Annotated in this window: 21 protein-coding genes, 5 tRNA genes and 1 pseudogene; 7 read left to right on the forward strand and 20 right to left on the reverse strand. The window is 59.0% G+C overall.

Annotation, left to right across the window (positions count from 1 at the left end):
• Positions 1-126: 126 nt before the first annotated feature.
• The 7 genes from AB5Y99_RS05315 to AB5Y99_RS05345 all read right to left on the reverse strand — a co-directional run bounded on the left by AB5Y99_RS05315 (position 127) and on the right by AB5Y99_RS05345 (position 2,509).
• Positions 127-203, reverse strand: a tRNA-Val gene (locus tag AB5Y99_RS05315).
• 38 nt (positions 204-241) lie between these two features.
• A tRNA-Val gene (locus AB5Y99_RS05320) sits at positions 242-318 on the reverse strand.
• Positions 319-352: 34 nt separating this feature from the next.
• Positions 353-429, reverse strand: a tRNA-Val gene (locus tag AB5Y99_RS05325).
• 18 nt (positions 430-447) lie between these two features.
• Positions 448-524, reverse strand: a tRNA-Val gene (locus AB5Y99_RS05330).
• A 13-nt stretch (positions 525-537) separates the two neighbouring features.
• Positions 538-614 (reverse strand) — tRNA-Val (locus AB5Y99_RS05335).
• 159 nt (positions 615-773) lie between these two features.
• The gene (locus AB5Y99_RS05340) at positions 774-2,153 is read right to left on the reverse strand and encodes an MATE family efflux transporter (RefSeq protein WP_005360967.1); all 1,380 of its coding nucleotides are present in this window, start codon (positions 2,151-2,153) and stop codon (positions 774-776) included.
• Positions 2,154-2,302: 149 nt separating this feature from the next.
• Positions 2,303-2,509 (reverse strand): YaeP family protein, encoded by a 207-nt coding sequence (locus tag AB5Y99_RS05345; RefSeq protein WP_270904857.1) that lies wholly within the window; start codon positions 2,507-2,509, stop codon positions 2,303-2,305.
• Positions 2,510-2,639: 130 nt separating this feature from the next.
• Here AB5Y99_RS05345 and AB5Y99_RS05350 point away from each other — a divergent pair, with 130 nt between their 5' ends.
• The 3 genes from AB5Y99_RS05350 to AB5Y99_RS05360 all read left to right on the forward strand — a co-directional run bounded on the left by AB5Y99_RS05350 (position 2,640) and on the right by AB5Y99_RS05360 (position 4,661).
• Entirely contained in the window at positions 2,640-3,542 is a 903-nt protein-coding gene (locus AB5Y99_RS05350; RefSeq protein ID WP_368208940.1) for a DMT family transporter, read from the forward strand.
• A gap of 102 nt (positions 3,543-3,644) precedes the next feature.
• Positions 3,645-4,259, forward strand: coding sequence for a riboflavin synthase subunit alpha (locus tag AB5Y99_RS05355; RefSeq protein WP_368209137.1), 615 nt, complete (start codon positions 3,645-3,647; stop codon positions 4,257-4,259).
• 18 nt (positions 4,260-4,277) lie between these two features.
• A complete protein-coding gene (locus AB5Y99_RS05360; protein WP_236765310.1) occupies positions 4,278-4,661 on the forward strand; it encodes a VOC family protein in 384 nt (127 codons plus the stop codon).
• A gap of 61 nt (positions 4,662-4,722) precedes the next feature.
• Here AB5Y99_RS05360 and AB5Y99_RS05365 read toward each other — a convergent pair whose 3' ends face one another.
• The 5 genes and pseudogenes from AB5Y99_RS05365 to AB5Y99_RS05385 all read right to left on the reverse strand — a co-directional run bounded on the left by AB5Y99_RS05365 (position 4,723) and on the right by AB5Y99_RS05385 (position 8,417).
• Positions 4,723-4,926 (reverse strand): CPXCG motif-containing cysteine-rich protein, encoded by a 204-nt coding sequence (locus AB5Y99_RS05365; protein WP_323892011.1) that lies wholly within the window; start codon positions 4,924-4,926, stop codon positions 4,723-4,725.
• 419 nt (positions 4,927-5,345) lie between these two features.
• Positions 5,346-5,465 (reverse strand): annotated as a pseudogene (locus AB5Y99_RS05370) (hexitol phosphatase HxpB); the annotation flags it as partial.
• Positions 5,466-5,476: 11 nt separating this feature from the next.
• A complete protein-coding gene (gene hxpB / locus AB5Y99_RS05375; protein WP_043850459.1) occupies positions 5,477-6,136 on the reverse strand; it encodes a hexitol phosphatase HxpB in 660 nt (219 codons plus the stop codon).
• 126 nt (positions 6,137-6,262) lie between these two features.
• Positions 6,263-7,441: a formate-dependent phosphoribosylglycinamide formyltransferase gene (gene purT, locus AB5Y99_RS05380; RefSeq protein ID WP_368208943.1), complete on the reverse strand. Its 1,179-nt coding sequence runs from the start codon at positions 7,439-7,441 to the stop codon at positions 6,263-6,265.
• Positions 7,442-7,526: 85 nt separating this feature from the next.
• Complete coding sequence (locus tag AB5Y99_RS05385; protein WP_368208944.1) at positions 7,527-8,417, reverse strand: DMT family transporter; 891 nt, start codon at positions 8,415-8,417, stop codon at positions 7,527-7,529.
• 226 nt (positions 8,418-8,643) lie between these two features.
• On the opposite strand from AB5Y99_RS05385, the gene AB5Y99_RS05390 reads away from it, so the two are divergent.
• Entirely contained in the window at positions 8,644-9,231 is a 588-nt protein-coding gene (locus tag AB5Y99_RS05390; protein ID WP_005352326.1) for an FMN-dependent NADH-azoreductase, read from the forward strand.
• 198 nt (positions 9,232-9,429) lie between these two features.
• On the opposite strand, the gene AB5Y99_RS05395 is transcribed toward AB5Y99_RS05390, so the two are convergent.
• The 4 genes from AB5Y99_RS05395 to AB5Y99_RS05410 form a co-directional block, all read right to left on the reverse strand.
• Positions 9,430-9,609: a hypothetical protein gene (locus tag AB5Y99_RS05395; RefSeq protein ID WP_159143782.1), complete on the reverse strand. Its 180-nt coding sequence runs from the start codon at positions 9,607-9,609 to the stop codon at positions 9,430-9,432.
• 163 nt (positions 9,610-9,772) lie between these two features.
• The gene (locus AB5Y99_RS05400) at positions 9,773-9,961 is read right to left on the reverse strand and encodes a DUF4250 domain-containing protein (RefSeq protein WP_019445848.1); all 189 of its coding nucleotides are present in this window, start codon (positions 9,959-9,961) and stop codon (positions 9,773-9,775) included.
• Positions 9,962-9,963: 2 nt separating this feature from the next.
• Positions 9,964-10,428 (reverse strand): MarR family winged helix-turn-helix transcriptional regulator, encoded by a 465-nt coding sequence (locus AB5Y99_RS05405; RefSeq protein WP_005336856.1) that lies wholly within the window; start codon positions 10,426-10,428, stop codon positions 9,964-9,966.
• 170 nt (positions 10,429-10,598) lie between these two features.
• Positions 10,599-11,813, reverse strand: a complete 1,215-nt coding sequence (locus AB5Y99_RS05410) for a UPF0149 family protein (protein WP_159143781.1) — start codon at positions 11,811-11,813, stop codon at positions 10,599-10,601.
• A 231-nt stretch (positions 11,814-12,044) separates the two neighbouring features.
• On the opposite strand from AB5Y99_RS05410, the gene AB5Y99_RS05415 reads away from it, so the two are divergent.
• Both AB5Y99_RS05415 and AB5Y99_RS05420 read left to right on the forward strand, forming a co-directional pair.
• On the forward strand, positions 12,045-12,905 hold the full coding sequence (locus tag AB5Y99_RS05415; protein ID WP_005336853.1) for a S1 RNA-binding domain-containing protein: 861 nt from the start codon (positions 12,045-12,047) through the stop codon (positions 12,903-12,905).
• A gap of 1 nt (position 12,906) precedes the next feature.
• Positions 12,907-13,218: a DUF1289 domain-containing protein gene (locus tag AB5Y99_RS05420; protein ID WP_005360950.1), complete on the forward strand. Its 312-nt coding sequence runs from the start codon at positions 12,907-12,909 to the stop codon at positions 13,216-13,218.
• 55 nt (positions 13,219-13,273) lie between these two features.
• Here AB5Y99_RS05420 and AB5Y99_RS05425 read toward each other — a convergent pair whose 3' ends face one another.
• Complete coding sequence (locus AB5Y99_RS05425; protein WP_005336851.1) at positions 13,274-13,597, reverse strand: HI1450 family dsDNA-mimic protein; 324 nt, start codon at positions 13,595-13,597, stop codon at positions 13,274-13,276.
• Positions 13,598-13,744: 147 nt separating this feature from the next.
• Between AB5Y99_RS05425 and AB5Y99_RS05430 the strand changes: the two genes are divergently transcribed.
• A complete protein-coding gene (locus tag AB5Y99_RS05430) occupies positions 13,745-13,873 on the forward strand; it encodes a hypothetical protein (RefSeq protein WP_019445852.1) in 129 nt (42 codons plus the stop codon).
• A 3-nt stretch (positions 13,874-13,876) separates the two neighbouring features.
• Here AB5Y99_RS05430 and mtgA read toward each other — a convergent pair whose 3' ends face one another.
• The 3 genes from mtgA to minE all read right to left on the reverse strand — a co-directional run bounded on the left by mtgA (position 13,877) and on the right by minE (position 15,442).
• Positions 13,877-14,668, reverse strand: a complete 792-nt coding sequence (gene mtgA, locus AB5Y99_RS05435) for a monofunctional biosynthetic peptidoglycan transglycosylase (protein ID WP_191966332.1) — start codon at positions 14,666-14,668, stop codon at positions 13,877-13,879.
• A complete protein-coding gene (locus AB5Y99_RS05440) occupies positions 14,653-14,979 on the reverse strand; it encodes an HI1450 family dsDNA-mimic protein (RefSeq protein WP_191966331.1) in 327 nt (108 codons plus the stop codon). Before AB5Y99_RS05440 ends, mtgA begins: the two co-directional genes overlap by 16 nt.
• A 196-nt stretch (positions 14,980-15,175) precedes the next feature.
• The gene (gene minE / locus AB5Y99_RS05445; RefSeq protein ID WP_005336848.1) at positions 15,176-15,442 is read right to left on the reverse strand and encodes a cell division topological specificity factor MinE; all 267 of its coding nucleotides are present in this window, start codon (positions 15,440-15,442) and stop codon (positions 15,176-15,178) included.

Genomic DNA, 15,442 nt, shown 5'->3' on the forward strand with positions numbered 1-15,442 from the left:
ATGGCACGGGTTTTTTATGGGAACAAGGTTCTGCGCCATTGCCCGGTCGGTGTTGAACAGATTGGCGGGGAAGGGGGGGCGGACAGAATGCAAAAAGCCCGCTCGATGAGCGGGTTTTTTATAATCTGGTGCGTCCTAGTGGATTCGAACCACCGACCCCCACCATGTCAAGGTGATGCTCTAACCAGCTGAGCTAAGGACGCAGGGTGCGCAATGCGGCTTTTATTTCTTTATGCAGAAGTGGTGGGTTTAATTGGATTCGAACCAACGACCCCTACCATGTCAAGGTAGTGCTCTAACCAACTGAGCTATAAACCCACATCTGGAATAACTGCAAAGTATTTAAACTGAATGGTGCGTCCTAGTGGATTCGAACCACCGACCCCCACCATGTCAAGGTGATGCTCTAACCAGCTGAGCTAAGGACGCATAATCAGTGTTCTGTAATGGTGCGTCCTAGTGGATTCGAACCACCGACCCCCACCATGTCAAGGTGGTGCTCTAACCAGCTGAGCTAAGGACGCATCACATAAAAAGTGGTGGGTTTAATTGGATTCGAACCAACGACCCCTACCATGTCAAGGTAGTGCTCTAACCAACTGAGCTATAAACCCACTTTCTATCACTTCACTACGCCAGCGCTGCTGACGTGGTCGGCATACTACCCATGCCCCCCAAGGCTGTCAACAGGCCATATGCACAAAGGAGACTGTTTGCCCAGTTCTTGCGCAGCCTGTTGATTTTGCAGGCGAGTTGTCGCTTGCCAAGCCCTGTTACTGAGATCGCGACAGGGTAGTGCAGGCTTCCGGAGTGGCAAAGCGGCCATAGATGTAGCGCAATCTCGCCCCCAGCATCAGGGCCGCGCTGGTGAGACCGACGATAAAGCCGATCCAGAAGCCCTGCGGCCCCATCCGCGGCACCAGCCAGTCGGTCAGACCCAGGATCATGCCGGTGGGCAGCCCCAGTCCCCAGTAGGCGACGATGGTGACGTAGAAGATCGCCTGGGTATCCTTGTAACCGCGTAGCGCGGCGGCCGCGACCACCTGCACCGAGTCGGAGATTTGATAGATGGCGGCGAAGAACAGCAAAATGGCCGCCAGGACGATCACCTGCTGATCATCGGTATAGATGGAGGCGATCTGCTCGCGCAGCAGCACCGTCATGGCGGCAGTGGCAGCGGCAATGGCCATCCCCAGCATCAAGCCGGTGCGAGCAGCTACTCGGGCGTGATGTGGCTGCCCTTCACCGATGCTGTGGCCAACTCGGATGGTGACACCCACCCCGATGGAGAGGGGCAGCATAAAGACCAGGCTGGAGAAGTTGAGGGCAATCTGGTGACTCGCCACCGTCTCGGCACCGAAGGGGGCCAGCATCAGTGCCACCACGGTAAACAGGGTCACCTCGCAGAAGATCGCCATGGCGATGGGGAAGCCCAAGCGAAACAGTCGCCAGATCCGGCTGCCGTTGGGGCGAGCCAGCTGGGAGAAGAGGCGGATCTCGGTGAAGTGACGGGAGAGCTTCACATAGAGGATCATCGCCAGCAGCATGGCCCACAGCACGATGGCCGTGGCCACGCCACAGCCCACCCCGCCCAGTTTCGGCATGCCGAAGTGGCCGTGAATGAAGATGTAGTTGGCGGGAATATTGACCGCCAGCCCGACAAAGCCGATCACCATGGTAGGCATGGTGTGGGAGAGCCCCTCACTGAAGTTGCGTAGCACCTGGAACAGCACGAACGCGGGAAGACCCCACAGGATGGCATGCAGATAGCCCGTGGTCTTGGCAGCCATCACAGGTTCCACATCCATGAACTGCAACGCCAGCGGGCTGTAATAAAGCGCAATCATCGCCAGCGGGGTGACGATCAGTGCCAGCCAGAAGCCCTGATGAACGGCCGGGCGAATGGCTTCGCGTTTACGGGCGCCATTGAGTTGGGAGACGATGGGGGTGAGCGCCATGATGATCCCCTGCACCAGCAGGATCACCGGTAGCCAGAAGCTGGACGCCACCGACACGGCTGCCAGATCGACTGCACTCACCTGTCCCGCCATCACGGTATCGACGAAGTTCATGGCGACCTGGGCGACCTGGGCGACCAGTATGGGGCTGGCTAGACGGACGAGCTGCTTCGCCTCGGACCAATAACGTTGCACTGACACCTCCGAGTGGATCAGATAAGAGTAAAAAAGAGCGGAAATCGGGAAGAGCCTTTGCACTTTCGGACGAAAGTGCAAAGGGTGGGGGAGGCATTCTAGCCTGAAATTCAGCCAGGACGAAATAGTTGCCGCCCCGAGGGGCAGGATCAGGCGTCTTCGTGATCGCTGATCAGCAGGTTGGCGGCAGCATAGGCAGCCTGTTCGCGCAGTTCGGCGGGCACCCGTTCATCGGCGGCGACCGAGTTGAGGGCGCGGATGGTGGCGGCGATGGCCTTCGGCACATAGCCCTGCTCGCCGGAGCCAATCTGGTTATAGGCGATACGGATCGCTTCACAGCACTCATAAACCATCATGATTTGCTTCCTTGAAAGTAAAAAGGCGAGCAAATATAGCGGTTTTGCTCCCATTTTGTCAGTCTCGCGGTTGTAATTTGCGGCAAGCCCGTTAGTTTGGTTACCCCCTTTTCCTGTTTCGGCCTCTTTGATGCTGTTCTCTTCGCGCAACTCACTGGCGATCTTCCTGACGCTGTTTGCACTTCTCGCCCTGACGCTTAAGGATGGCGCGGACAAATATCTGGTACTCCATGGCTACTCCGTGATGGAGATGGTCTGGTTTCGCTTCTTTGTTCCTTTCCTCGGTCTGCTGCTGTTGTTGCCAAGGCGCACCATGTCGGCGCTGCTGGCGGTGGATCGCTGGCTATTGTTGCGCTCGCTGCTGTTTCTGGTCTGTGCGCTGGTCTCGGTGATTGCGCTGGCCCATGTACCGCTCAACGTCTACACCATCATCTGCCAGCTTGGTTCGCTGGCCTTCGTGGTGGCGGGCGTGATCTTTTTCAGGGAGCGTCTGACCCGGGCCAAGGTGGCGGCCGTGCTGTTGGGGTTGTTTGGCGTGCTGGTGGTGACCCATCCTGACGGGGGCGACGCGAACCTCTACTATCTGCTGCCACTGGTCATTGTACTGGCCAACACCGGCTACAACCTCATCACCAAGCTGGTGGATCCACGTCTGACCACCCTCGATATCCTGATCGTCACCTGCTTCATGCTGGGGATGGTGGCAATGGTCGCACTCTGCTGGCAGCCTGCACTGTGGCGCTTTCCGGCGCTTGCCGACTGGCCCTATCTGCTGGCGCTACCGGTGGTGACCCTGCTCTCCCAATATTGCCTTATCAAGGCGATGCAGTATGCGCAGGCCTCTACTCTGGCGCCCTTCTTCTATTTCCAGATCTTTTTTTCTACCCTCTGCGGCTATCTGATGTTTGGTGAAATGCCGACCCTCAGTAGTATGGCGGGGTGTCTACTCATCGTGCTGGCTGGCATAGTGGTCATCCATTCCCAGCGCCGGGCTCGTGTGCAGGCGCGGTCTGAGGCGGCGGAGCAGGTGTGACAGTTTGTACGAAACGAATAGTGTAAAAACGGATTATGTAAAAGAAGCGGCCACAGGCCGCGATAAAAAACAGAGCGTGTTACCAGAAACAAAGAGGTGATGATGTTTACCGGAATTGTGCAAGGTGTGGCCGAGCTGGTCGCCATCGAAGAGAGTGCTTCATTTCGTACCCACGTGATCCGCATGCCCAGCTGGGAGTGGGGGGAAGGGCTGGCTCTCGGCGCTTCGGTCGCCCACAACGGCTGCTGTTTGACCGTCACTCGGGTCGAGGGGGAGCTGGTCAGCTTCGATCTGATGCAGGAGACCCTGCGTCTCACCAACCTCGGCCTGTTAAAGGTGGGGGACAAGGTCAATGTGGAGCGGGCTGCCCGCTTTGGTGACGAGATCGGCGGTCATGCCATGTCTGGCCATATCATCGGCATGGCAGAGGTCACCTCGGTGATCGATACACCCAACAACCGTCAGGTGTGGTATCGCCTCGCCCCCGAGCTGATGAAATATGTGCTGACCAAGGGGTACATCGGCATCGACGGCATCAGTCTGACCATAGGTGAGGTGCGCGAGCGGGAGTTCTGCGTCCACCTGATCCCCGAGACCCTGGCCCGCACCAATCTGGGTTGGGTCAAGGCTGGCTGGCAGACCAATATCGAGATCGATCCTCAGACCCAGGCCATCGTCGATACCGTGGAGCGGGTGCTGGCCAGTCGAATGGCCTGATGTCAGGGAAAAGCGCAGATGAAACCGGGCCTGAACTATACATTTCACCACTTCGGCATCCCCAGCGCCGAGCCCTTGCCCCATGGCATCCACAGCGAAAAGGTGGGGATGTATACCGAGGATAACCCGGGGCGGTTTCGGGTTCAGTGGCACTACTTTACCGATGATTCCCCGCTGCACGAGCTGCTGAGAACCGTGCCTCACGTCGCCTTCAAGGTGGATGATCTGGCGGCCGCCATTGAGGGGGAAGAGGTGATCCTGGGGCCCTACGAGCCGATCGACGATTATCGGGTGGCGGTGATCAATGATGCCGGGGTGCCCATCGAGCTGATCCAGACCGATCTGGATGACGAGACGCTCTGGGCCAGAGCGAAATCGCGGCAAGGCAGCATCTACCGCTGACCACGAAACGAAAAGGGGCGTCACTCTCGAGAGTCACGCCCCTTTTGCTATCTGGCCGCTCTTAAAACATCTGCTCGTCGTCAGCATCCACGAAGAGTTGCAGACGGTCGCGCTCCTCATCCCGATGCAACCGCAGGTGGATCGGATTGCAGCAGGCCATGCAATCTTCGTAGAACTCCTGATCCCCCTGACTGGCATCCAGCTCGACCAGGGTATGGTGGCCACAGTGAGGGCAGACGATGCGCTTGCTGGTGTACTCGATCATGATAACCTCCTCGGGCCCGCGGGCCGCCTGTCTCCCTTGATTCTAGCTGCGCAGGCGTGGGCTAACCGCGAGCAAGCGCACGTTTATGAAGGAGGTATGACAGGGATCAAACCAGGATCGGAAAAGGGGATCAGCAGGCACTGCCGGGGCAAAAATGGCCCGAAAGTTGGTTTCTAATCGGCGATTTGCAGCTGTTATTGCCAACTAATGGTTGGTAATGGAAGGGGCTGAACGGCGGTTTTTACTGGCCAAAAAGGCCATTTGGCCATCCGGGAGGGGGGCTGTGCATCCGGCCGGTTTTCCTCTTGTTGCCGCTAGGTGGGTATCTATCCTTTGGCACCTATTCACCTATAAAAACGGGGCCACAGACAGGTATGCCTGCGGCCCCGTGAAGGATACCAATGGTTGGTGCGGGCGAATTATTTCGCCCAGCTGGCCAGGGTGTCAGCATTCAGCTCTGCGAGCGAGCTCAGCTGGTAGTTGGCGATGGCCAAGCGTGGGTCACCCACCAATGCCGGGTACATGGGAACGATCAGCGCCAGCTTGTCCTTTACTTGACCCAGCTGGCCAGCATTTCACTATTGAGTTCGGCCAGCGAGCTTAGCTGGTAGTTGGCGATAGCCAGACGCGGGTCTCCCACTAAAGCCGGATCCGGCACGATCAGCGCCTTCATCGAGGCTGCTTTGGCCGCCAGCAGACCGGTGAAGCTGTCTTCAATGGCCAGACAATGTACCGGCTCAACCCCCAGCTTTTCGGCGGCGTGGATATAGACATCCGGGTGCGGTTTGCCGAAACGCTCCACCTCTGCGGAGTGCACCGCCATAAAGCGATCGCGAATGCCGAGTTTGCCGAGCACCGCTTCTACCATCGCAAAGGGTGAGGAGGTAGCCAGACCCACTTTCAGCCCGCGGGCCTCGATAAGGTCGAGCGCTTCCAGCACACCGGCTTTGGCCTGACCTTCGGAGAGGATCAGGGCGTTGACCCGATCCAGAATGCGCTGTACCACTTCTTCCTGGCTCGGGCCGCTCCACGGGCGCAGACGATACCAGTGGGCGACCAGCTGATCGATGCGCACGCCGATGGTCGATTCACAATCCTCGACGGTGTGGGGGTGACCCAGTTCGGAGAAAACGGCGATTTGGGCCCGTTGCCAAAAGGGTTCCGAGTCGATCAGAACACCATCCATATCGAAGATCACGGCAGCTAACATCTTGTACTCCTGACAAATTTGAAGACGGGATTATAAGCCTGACGGGGAAATGCAAAAGGGGCATTGCCATGCCCCTTGCGCCCGATCACATCGGCAAACGTTTGTTTTGCTGTGGCAAAAAAGCACTTAGAACAGTACTTCGACCTTGGCGGCCACGGCTTTGGCTTTCTCTACCGCATCCTGGCAATCCGCTGCGCGGGCCAGCGCCACGCCAAGACGGCGGCGACCGGCGATCTCCGGCTTGCCAAATAGCCGCAGCTGGGCACCCGGTACCAGCGCCAATGCCTCACCAATGCCCTGATAGCGGATATTCTGGCTGTGCCCTTCGCGCAGTACCACGGCGGAGGCACTCGGCCCGTACGGGGTGATGGTGCCGACCGGCAGCCCCAGAATGGCGCGCACGTGCAGGGCGAACTCGGAGAGGTCCTGGGAGATCAGGGTCACCATGCCGGTATCGTGGGGACGCGGCGATACCTCGCTGAACCACACCTCATCCCCTTTGATGAAGAGTTCGACCCCGAACAGGCCGTAACCGCCGAGGGCCTCGACCACCTTGGCGGCCACCTCTTTGGATCGGGCCAGCGCCAGCTCGCTCATCACCTGCGGCTGCCAGGATTCGCGGTAGTCACCATCTTCCTGACGGTGGCCGATAGGATCGCAGAAGTGAATGCCATCGACGGCGCGTACCGTGAGCAGGGTGATCTCGTACTCGAAGGGAACGAAGCCCTCGACGATCACCTTGCCACGACCGGCGCGGCCGCCCTCCTGGGCGTAGGTCCAGCTCTCATCCAGCTTGGCGAGTTCGCGCAGCACGCTCTGTCCCTTGCCGGATGAGCTCATCACCGGCTTCACCACGCAGGGCAGGCCGATAGCCTCGACGGCGGCGACAAACTCCTCCTTGCTCTGGGCAAAGCGGTAGGGGGAGGTGGGCAGACCCAGGGTCTCGGCGGCGAGGCGGCGGATCCCTTCCCGGTTCATGGTGAGCTGGGTAGCGCGGGCGTTGGGCACTACCTTGACCCCTTCTTGCTCAAGGGCAGCAAGGGTATCGGTGGCGATCGCTTCAATCTCGGGGATGATGAGGTCGGGTTTAACCTCGGCAACCAGGGCACGCAGGGCGTTGCCATCGAGCATATCCAGCACGTGGGCAGCGTGGGCCACCTGCATGGCGGGGGCATTGGGGTAGCGGTCGGCGGCGATCACTTCGATCCCGAACCGTTGCAACTCGATGGCGACCTCCTTGCCAAGTTCGCCGGAGCCCAGCAGCAGGGCACGGGTGGCGCCGGGGCGGGTTGCGGTTCCAAACATACGATCTCTCCTGATGTCGATGGTCACTGTTGATGGCCGCTATCGCGGGAATAGCGGGCAAAAAAAGAGGCACGCATGGCGTACCTCAGGAAACGGATTTGTGAGCGCGCTGCTCCAGATGGGTCAGCAAGGTAATGGCGCCAATGATGATGGCGGCGCCAAGCCACAGACGGCCGGGGGGCGCCCAGCCAAATACCAGCCAGCCCGCCAGCACATTCATCGGCAGCTTGGCAAAATCGAAAGGCTGCACGAAGGAGGCCTCCGCTACGCTGTAGGCGCGAGCGATGGACATCTGTGCCAGTGCCGTCAACACGCCGGAGGCGGCTACCAGCAGCCACTGGCTCTCGCTTGGCCACTGCCACTCCGGCAGTGCCAGCATGACGTTGAACGGGGTACTGAAAATAAGCAGGTAGACCACGATAGTGTGGGATGATTCGTTGGCAGCCTGATAGCGCACCATCAGGGAGTAGCCGGCCCAGAACAGCGCCGCTGCCACCGGCAGCAGGGAGGCCCAGTTGAATTCGTCAGTCCAGGGGGCGAGGATCAGCATGGCGCCGGCAAAGCCCGCCAGGGTGGCCAGAATGCGGGTGCGGCTCACCTGCTCCTTGAGCAGCAGGGCGGAGCCCAGGGTGGCAAACAGCGGGGAGGTCATCAGCAGGGCGATCCCCTGCCAGATGGGGACGGGGTACGCCAGTGCCCAGAGCCAGAGCTGGATGCCGATCACTGCCAACAATACCCGCAACAGGTGCAACCGGAACTGATTGGTCATCAGGGATTGGCGCAAGCCATGACGAACCAGCCAAGGCAGCAGGCAGATCAGGGCGATCAGGTATTGATGAAAAGCGACTTGGGTCGATGGGAGGCCAAGCTTGAAGCTGACATACTGGCTCAGGCTGTTGACGGCGGCGAAGCAGAGTCCTGCCACCATCATCCAGACTGCACCGGCCAGAGGAGAGTGCCTGCGCGAGGGTATCATGGGATCCGGGTCGCTGGAAAAAAGTGCGGCGGATCATAACGGCAATCGTTTGTTCTGCCAAGGGTTGAAGCGCGGCCGCAGGGTTGGCTGGCGAGGAAGTGGCCTTTCATCAAAAAATTTGAACAAGTTGAGCATCTATTTTCGCTATCAGCAAATAAGCACAATGTTTAGAGTGACCTCCATCGACAGCAACGCTGTGCAACCGACAACCAAATGGAGTTTCACCATGGCCAATATCCTCGTACTCAAATCCAGCATCCTGGGTCAATATTCCCAATCCAACGCCCTGATCGACGGCTTCCTGGCTGATCATCAGGATGATGCCGTCACCGTGCGTGATCTGGCTGCCCTCAACCTGCCGGTGCTGGATGGCGAGCTGGCCTCCGGCCTGCGCGGTGGTGACAACCTCAATGAGCGTCAGTTGGCGGTGATCGCCCAGTCCGACGAGCTGATCGCCGAACTCAAAGCAAGCGATCTGGTGGTGATTGCGGCCCCCATGTACAACTTCAACATCCCGACCCAGCTGAAAAACTGGATCGATCTGGTAGCTCGCGCTGGCGTCACCTTCCGCTATACCGAGACCGGTCCGGTCGGTATGGTTGAAAATACCCGTGCGTTGGTGATCAGCCCCCGCGGCGGCATGCACGTTGGCAGCGCCACCGATCTGGTCACCCCCTACATGCGTACCGTGCTGGGCTTCATCGGTATCAAAGAGGTGGATTTCATCTACGCCGAGGGGATGGGGATGGGCCCGGATGCCCAGAGCAAGGGGATGGAAGCGGCCAAAGCGCAGCTTGAGGCTCTGGCTATCTAAGGGCTCTCTCTATAAGGGCTCTTTATCCCGTCAGGGGTTATCTCTTCAAGGGGTTGCCCGCCAGATACCACAACGCAGCCATCAGGCTGCGTTTGTTTTTTGGCTTGGTGTGATTGCGACAGACGTTATTGCGACAAGACCGTAATGCTACAGAGAGTATCGCGGCAAGCGGTCGGTATAGACGTTCCGGCGGAGTCACTACTCCAGCATAAAGCGGCGACAACCACGCACCAGCAGCAATGCCACCGCGACCAGCAGGCCAAGCAAGAGGGTGGTCAGCCACTGTTCGGTACTTTGCGGCATGTGGGGCGTGAAGAGGCTGATCATCAACAGGGTACAGAGCGTGATCAACAGGCTCTGTCGGGTCATCAATATCATGGGGTCATCCTTGGTTTGCTCACCTGAAACGATTTTAATGCCCTCTTGTGACAGGGTGATGTATCCGTGCATCACCCTGTTGGGGCTCTTCAGACCATATCAGGTTTTTACCGCAGAGCCAGCGCCATCACTGGCGCTGTGATCCCGATCCCGCTAGCTCTCTTTATCTGAACTGTTTCTGCGCTGGCTGGTAGTGAAAATCGCCGCTGGCGAGCCGCGCTTCCAGTGCTGCCTGATCGATCTCCTGCGCCTTGCAGAGATCATCCAGATCGTCATAGCGATCACGCAGCTGCATATTGACGACGCTCAGCAGCATGTTGATGTCCATGGTGGCGAACTTTTTCAAATCCATGATTATTTCTCCCGATCCAGTGATTGCAGCTGCTCGATGGCGGCGCTGACGCTGTGCAGATGCTGGCGGATCGCCTCGCGGGATTCGCTCGGCAGATAGTCGGTCAGGGTATGTTGCCAGCTGCCAGCTTCACTCTTGAGCTGCAGGAAGAGGGCGAGCCCGGCATTGGTGAGGGAGACCAGGCTGATGCGTTTGTCCTGCTCGCTGCTCTCGGTAAAGATGATCCCTTTTTCGACCAGACGGCGGATCTCACGGGAGATGCGCACCTTGTCCATGCCGCTCGCCTCGACCAGCTCTTTCTGACTGATGGGGTAGTTGGGGCCGAGCACCATCATCAGGCGCCACTGCGGCACGGTCAGCTGGTAACGCTGCTCATAAAACTGTTCGAAGGTATCCCGTAGCATCTCGGCGGCATGTACCAACTGATAGGGCGGGTAGTGAGCGAGTAACGCTATGATTTTTGACATATTACACCCTGCTGTGACGGCTGCATCAGATGCAGTTTCTTTTGATACTTTGACATTGATGATACGAAACTCAAGCTGATTTGTCTGACCCGGTTGCGATGAAATGTGCGGTGGCGCACGCCCTCAAGGAAAAACCGGGTCTGACCGACGGGATTTTAAGCCAACGTTGTTCAGCCTTTACGCAACCAGATGAGGGCATTCTGCTTGAGCCAGGCCTCGCGAGTGTGGATAGCGTAGAGCGCGGCCTCGTCGCGGCTGCCCGCTTGCCAGCTTTGTGGCTCCTGTTTGGGCAGCTTGCGCTGACCCAGCAAGCAGGCCGGAATGTGCGGATTGGCCTCGATGGCGACCAGCAGATGGGGCTTGGCTGCCTCGGCACCCTCGGTAGCAAAGACCATCAGTGCCTTGTTATAGAGCAACCAGCTGGAGGCTTCATCGAAGCGCACCAGCAGGGCGGCCAACGCCTGCCAATCCCCTTGCAGTGCATAGAGGGTGGAGAGGTTGTAGCGGCAACCCAGCTCATCGGCCATGCAGATTGTCAGCAGCTCCAGATACTCCGCTTTGGCCTCGCCCAGCTTGCCAAGGCGCAGCAGGCAGTCGGCGCGGCCGGCTCTGGCGGCCAGCAGAGGACGCAGCTCGGGGGCACTCCAGCCGTGGCCGGCGATTTGCTGCCAGAAGGCTTCATCAAAGAGCGGAGTGGCATCGGCGATGATCTTCTCGAACCAGCCGAGGCGGGCCTGATGATCGCGGCAGCTGTCGGCCAGCTCGAACCAGGTCTGCCACTGCTGGGCCTGCTCGCCATTGAGGGTGACATCAGCGCTGGGGGCGGCCTGATACTGGTCGAGGTTGAGCAGCTGGTTGAGGGCGGTTTTCATATTCTGGCGCTGGCGTTTGCAGAACTCGACAAAGGGGAGTTCACTGGCGGCGGCGCTATAGAGCATCTGGGCCATCTGCTTGTCGCGAAACAGGCTCAGCTCGGCGGCCAGACTGAAGCGGTACTGGGTGGTCGGGTCGTTCAAATCCTTCGGCTTGGGCCAGGTGGCAAAACCCATGCTGAAGCCATAACACCATTGACCGAGGGGGTGGCTCTGTTCGAACACCTGCTCGGGGTTATCGCTGGGCAGGCGGCACTGGCTGGGCAGGGCCAGCTGGGCGTCGTCGGCTTGGGATTCCAGTTCGGCGATCAGGTGGTTGAGGGCTTCTGCGCTTTTTTCATCCAACTCGGCATCCTGTTCCAGCAGACCAGCCAGCGGGCGTTGCCAGTCAGGGCTTTCCGGCCCCACCAGACGAGCACAGAGAAAACCGTGCAGGGCCGGGTAGGTCATGTCCTGATCGCTGTGGCTCTGGATCCATTGATTAAGATGGCGGGTACGAGTGGATGGGTTCATCGACAGTTCCTCTGGATTTGAACAGCCGCGAAGTCTACCTAAAAGTGGGGTTATTTGCAGCAAATGGCCGCCTGTTTGGCGATTTAATCACCATTGGCGGATAAGATAGGGGCGAAAGGGCGGCTCGTGGTGGCTTGGGGACTAGGCCGGATCACCGCTCTTGAGGTAACATGCGCGCCCATAGGGGCCATGATCAATTGGTCCATCCGGGTAATGAAAAAAGAGAGCACCATGATACAGATTGGCAAGATGAACACCCTCACCGTTGTTGAACTCGAAGATCGCGGCGCCTGGCTTGCGGCCGATGAGTACGGTGAACTGCTGCTGCCCAAGCGTCAACTGCCAGAAGGGGTGAAAGAGGGGGATAGCGTGCAGGTCTTCCTCTATCTGGATGCCGACTGCGAACCGGTGATCACCACCGACAAGCCATTTGCCATGGTGGACGAATTTGCCGGTCTGAAAGTGGTCAATGCCAACAAGATTGGTGCTTTCCTCGACTGGGGCATGAAAAAGGATCTGTTTGTGCCCAGCCGCGAGCAGAACAAGCCGATGCAGGTGGGCCACGTCTATCTGGTGCGTCTGCAACTGGATAACGAAGGGCGCATGGTCGGCACCAGCCGCATCGAGCGTTTCCTGACCCCGGCCGGCAGCAACTTCAAGGTTGGTGACGAAGTGACCGCGCTGCCGGGTGAGCACTCGCCCCTTGGCATCAAGGTGATCGTCAACGGTCAGTATCCCGGCATGCTGTTCAAGAACGAAGTGTTTGGCCGGGTGATGACCGGTCGGCCGCAAACCGCCTGGGTCAAGCAGGTGCGCGAAGATGGCAAGCTCGATCTGACCCTGCAAAAGCCGGGTCTGGCGCGGGTTGATGACGCTGGTGAGCGCATTCTGAGCCGGATGAAAAAGCAGGGCGGCAGTCTAGCGGTGGGTGACAAGAGCGAACCCGAGCTCATCTACAAGCTGTTCAGCATGAGCAAGGGTACCTTCAAGAAGGCGATCGGCGGCCTCTACAAGCAGGGCAAGATCGTCATCGAAGATAACGCCATCACTCTGGTGGCCACAGAGACCGACTCGGCCGTGGATAGCGAATAAGATGCCGAGTCCCTGTGTTGGCCTCTGCAAGGCGAAAGACGGGCTTTGCCTTGGTTGTGGCCGCACCTTGACCGAGATCGGCCACTGGTCGGCGATGGATAGCAAGGCCCAGCTGGCGGTGATGGCCGAGCTGAATGGCTCGAAAAGCACCCACCGCTGTCCGGGTTGTGGCGAACCGGCCTATTGCGCCGTCTCTGCCGGTCAGACCATCGCCCAGTGCTGGTGCAGCCAGTTGCCGGTATTGCCGATGCAGGAGGCCAGCGCTTGCTGGTGCCGCCGCTGTCTGGCCAAGGCTATCGCGGCGCAGGATTAGCAGAGAGCAGAAATAAAAGAGCATAGAAACAAGAAAGGCGCCGATGGCGCCTTTCTTATGCCTGCTGCTGGCGATGCCAGCGCACATGCACTTGATCTTCGGTCAGCAGACGGGGCAGCAGGAAGGTGGCGAAGATCACCTCAAACTCATCCTGATGATCCAGCAAACCGACCCACACTTCGACCCAGCGCTCCATATCGACCGGCTCACCCAGCTCGGTCGACCAGTCGGCATTGGGCAGGGTCGCCTCCACGGCGCCACGCTGCTCAAACTCCAGGGTGATGTCGACTATTTGTTCGGGGGCCAGCATATCGGCGGCCTGCTCAAGAAACTGATCATAGGCCCATTCGACCAGCTGATCCGGGGTACGCTGTTCCATGAAATCACTCCAGATACATCGAGGTTCGCTACTGTAACAATTATTGGCTGTGGCGGCCAGACCAGTGCGCCGGGCGTGCCTGACCTGTCCAAGTTGCCGTTGGGGGAGTATGGTTAAGGCGCGGATCATCTGGCAGGGAGTAAGGGGATGAAGCAGCGGGGACGGCGGCAACAGATCAAGCGACGGCGCGAGGCCTGGTGGTGGCACTATCTGCCGCTTCACCGCGAGACGGTGGGCGGCCATCTGGGCCCACCGGAGAAACCCGATGAGCCCTGAGGATCAGTCGGCCTGATGCACCCGATTGAGGGTGATCTGACCCAGTTGCCCCATCTGACGGCGGATCCAGACCGAGCGCTTCTGCACATAGGGTGAAGGGGGCTTGACCCGATAGCGCCACGGATTTGGCAGGACGGCGGCCAGCAGGGATGACTCGTAGCGGGTCAAGCGGCTGGCCGGTTTGCCAAAGTAGGTGCGGGCGGCGGCTTCGGCGCCATAGATGCCGGGGCCGAACTCCACGATATTGAGATAGACCTCGAGAATGCGGGCCTTGTCCCAACCCAGCTCCATCAGCAGGGTAAACCAGGCCTCCAGCCCCTTGCGCAGGAAGCTGCGATCACTCCACATAAAGAGGTTCTTGGCGGTCTGCTGGCTGAGGGTGCTGGCGCCGCGCACCCGTTCGCTGTGCTGGTTGTGCTTGAGGGCCGCGTTGATGGCATCCATGTCAAAGCCGTTGTGCTCGGCAAAGCGCTGATCCTCGGCGGCGATGACCGCCAGTTGCAGCTCCTTGGAGATGGACTCCAGATCTACCCATTGATGGCGTACCTGGGTGATCTTGGCGGGCGGAAAGAGGGCCCGCTCGATACGCCAGCTCCACATCGGCGGATCGATAAAACGCAGCAAGGCGACCGAGCCGACCGAGCAGAGCAGCCCGGCCAGCGCGATCTTGCCTGCCCACCTCAACACCCGGCGCCCAAGCGATGCAGATGGACGCTCAGGGGCCACAGAGTCAGGGTCAGACTCCCACTGATAATGGCTGGGATCATCGGGATCCGGAATTATTGGGGCAGCCATTCGATGTGGCAGAACTTCTCGTCAACACGGCGGGAGAGCAGCATGCGGGCAAACAGGTGCTCATACTCTTGTTCTTCATTGCCAAGGCCTACCCAGATCTCGGCATAGTCGGTGTCGCTCACGGCAAAACCCACGTCCGCTTCCCAGTCATCGGCCGGGTCGGTTTCGGCCAGCAGGCCGCGGTCGTTGAACTCCTGATTGAAGCGGGCGATCTCCTGCTCCGGCAGGTTGTCAGAGGCCAGCTCCATAAAGAGTTGGAGGGCGGTATCGAGCAGTTCCTCGACGCTGTGCATTTCGTCATTCATAGACATAAGCGGTCTGTTCCAGAAAAGAGAAAAAGGTGCCGCGCAGATCACTGCCTGCGGGGCGGCGCTATTCTAGCGGTCGGCAGACCCCTTGGCGAGATGAGGCGAGCCGCTGTGACCTGTTTTTGTGCCAATAAAAAACCGGATCCAGTGACAGGATCCGGTCTTCATTGGGGGAAGGGGTCACGCATAGGGCGTCAGCTCATCCCTTCTTGTCATCGGCGAAGGTGATGTTGAGCTCCAGTACCGACAGCTCATCACTCTTCTGATCCAGTTGGACGGTTATCTTCTCCGGATCAATGTTGACGTATTTGCGGATCACATCGAGGATGTCCTGCTTGAGCTGGGGCAGGTAATCCGGCCCCCCTCTGGATGAACGCTCGTGAGCAACAATGATCTGCAACCGCTCTTTGGCCAGTTGTGCGGTGTTCTGTTTCTTGTTGGAACGAAAATAATCCAATAATGACAT

It is taken from the genome of Aeromonas sp. R4-2 (genome assembly GCF_040908295.1).
GTDB classification, from domain to species: domain Bacteria; phylum Pseudomonadota; class Gammaproteobacteria; order Enterobacterales; family Aeromonadaceae; genus Aeromonas; species Aeromonas veronii.

Bases quoted from the DNA above. Each gene is read 5' to 3' on its own strand.
- AB5Y99_RS05390 (WP_005352326.1), top strand. From the start codon at position 8,644: ATGGCCAATATCCTCGTACTCAAATCCAGCATCCTGGGTCAATATTCC.
- purT (WP_368208943.1), bottom strand. From the start codon at position 7,441: ATGTTTGGAACCGCAACCCGCCCCGGCGCCACCCGTGCCCTGCTGCTG.
- AB5Y99_RS05350 (WP_368208940.1), top strand. From the start codon at position 2,640: ATGCTGTTCTCTTCGCGCAACTCACTGGCGATCTTCCTGACGCTGTTT.
- AB5Y99_RS05420 (WP_005360950.1), top strand. From the start codon at position 12,907: ATGCCGAGTCCCTGTGTTGGCCTCTGCAAGGCGAAAGACGGGCTTTGC.
- AB5Y99_RS05410 (WP_159143781.1), bottom strand. From the start codon at position 11,813: ATGAACCCATCCACTCGTACCCGCCATCTTAATCAATGGATCCAGAGC.
- AB5Y99_RS05345 (WP_270904857.1), bottom strand. From the start codon at position 2,509: ATGATGGTTTATGAGTGCTGTGAAGCGATCCGTATCGCCTATAACCAG.
- AB5Y99_RS05400 (WP_019445848.1), bottom strand. From the start codon at position 9,961: ATGGATTTGAAAAAGTTCGCCACCATGGACATCAACATGCTGCTGAGC.
- AB5Y99_RS05395 (WP_159143782.1), bottom strand. From the start codon at position 9,609: ATGATATTGATGACCCGACAGAGCCTGTTGATCACGCTCTGTACCCTG.
- mtgA (WP_191966332.1), bottom strand. From the start codon at position 14,668: ATGGCTGCCCCAATAATTCCGGATCCCGATGATCCCAGCCATTATCAG.
- AB5Y99_RS05405 (WP_005336856.1), bottom strand. From the start codon at position 10,428: ATGTCAAAAATCATAGCGTTACTCGCTCACTACCCGCCCTATCAGTTG.
- AB5Y99_RS05430 (WP_019445852.1), top strand. From the start codon at position 13,745: ATGAAGCAGCGGGGACGGCGGCAACAGATCAAGCGACGGCGCGAGGCC.
- AB5Y99_RS05385 (WP_368208944.1), bottom strand. From the start codon at position 8,417: ATGATACCCTCGCGCAGGCACTCTCCTCTGGCCGGTGCAGTCTGGATG.
- AB5Y99_RS05425 (WP_005336851.1), bottom strand. From the start codon at position 13,597: ATGGAACAGCGTACCCCGGATCAGCTGGTCGAATGGGCCTATGATCAG.
- AB5Y99_RS05440 (WP_191966331.1), bottom strand. From the start codon at position 14,979: ATGTCTATGAATGACGAAATGCACAGCGTCGAGGAACTGCTCGATACC.
- hxpB (WP_043850459.1), bottom strand. From the start codon at position 6,136: ATGTTAGCTGCCGTGATCTTCGATATGGATGGTGTTCTGATCGACTCG.
- AB5Y99_RS05365 (WP_323892011.1), bottom strand. From the start codon at position 4,926: ATGATCGAGTACACCAGCAAGCGCATCGTCTGCCCTCACTGTGGCCAC.
- AB5Y99_RS05355 (WP_368209137.1), top strand. From the start codon at position 3,645: ATGTTTACCGGAATTGTGCAAGGTGTGGCCGAGCTGGTCGCCATCGAA.
- AB5Y99_RS05415 (WP_005336853.1), top strand. From the start codon at position 12,045: ATGATACAGATTGGCAAGATGAACACCCTCACCGTTGTTGAACTCGAA.
- minE (WP_005336848.1), bottom strand. From the start codon at position 15,442: ATGTCATTATTGGATTATTTTCGTTCCAACAAGAAACAGAACACCGCA.
- AB5Y99_RS05360 (WP_236765310.1), top strand. From the start codon at position 4,278: ATGAAACCGGGCCTGAACTATACATTTCACCACTTCGGCATCCCCAGC.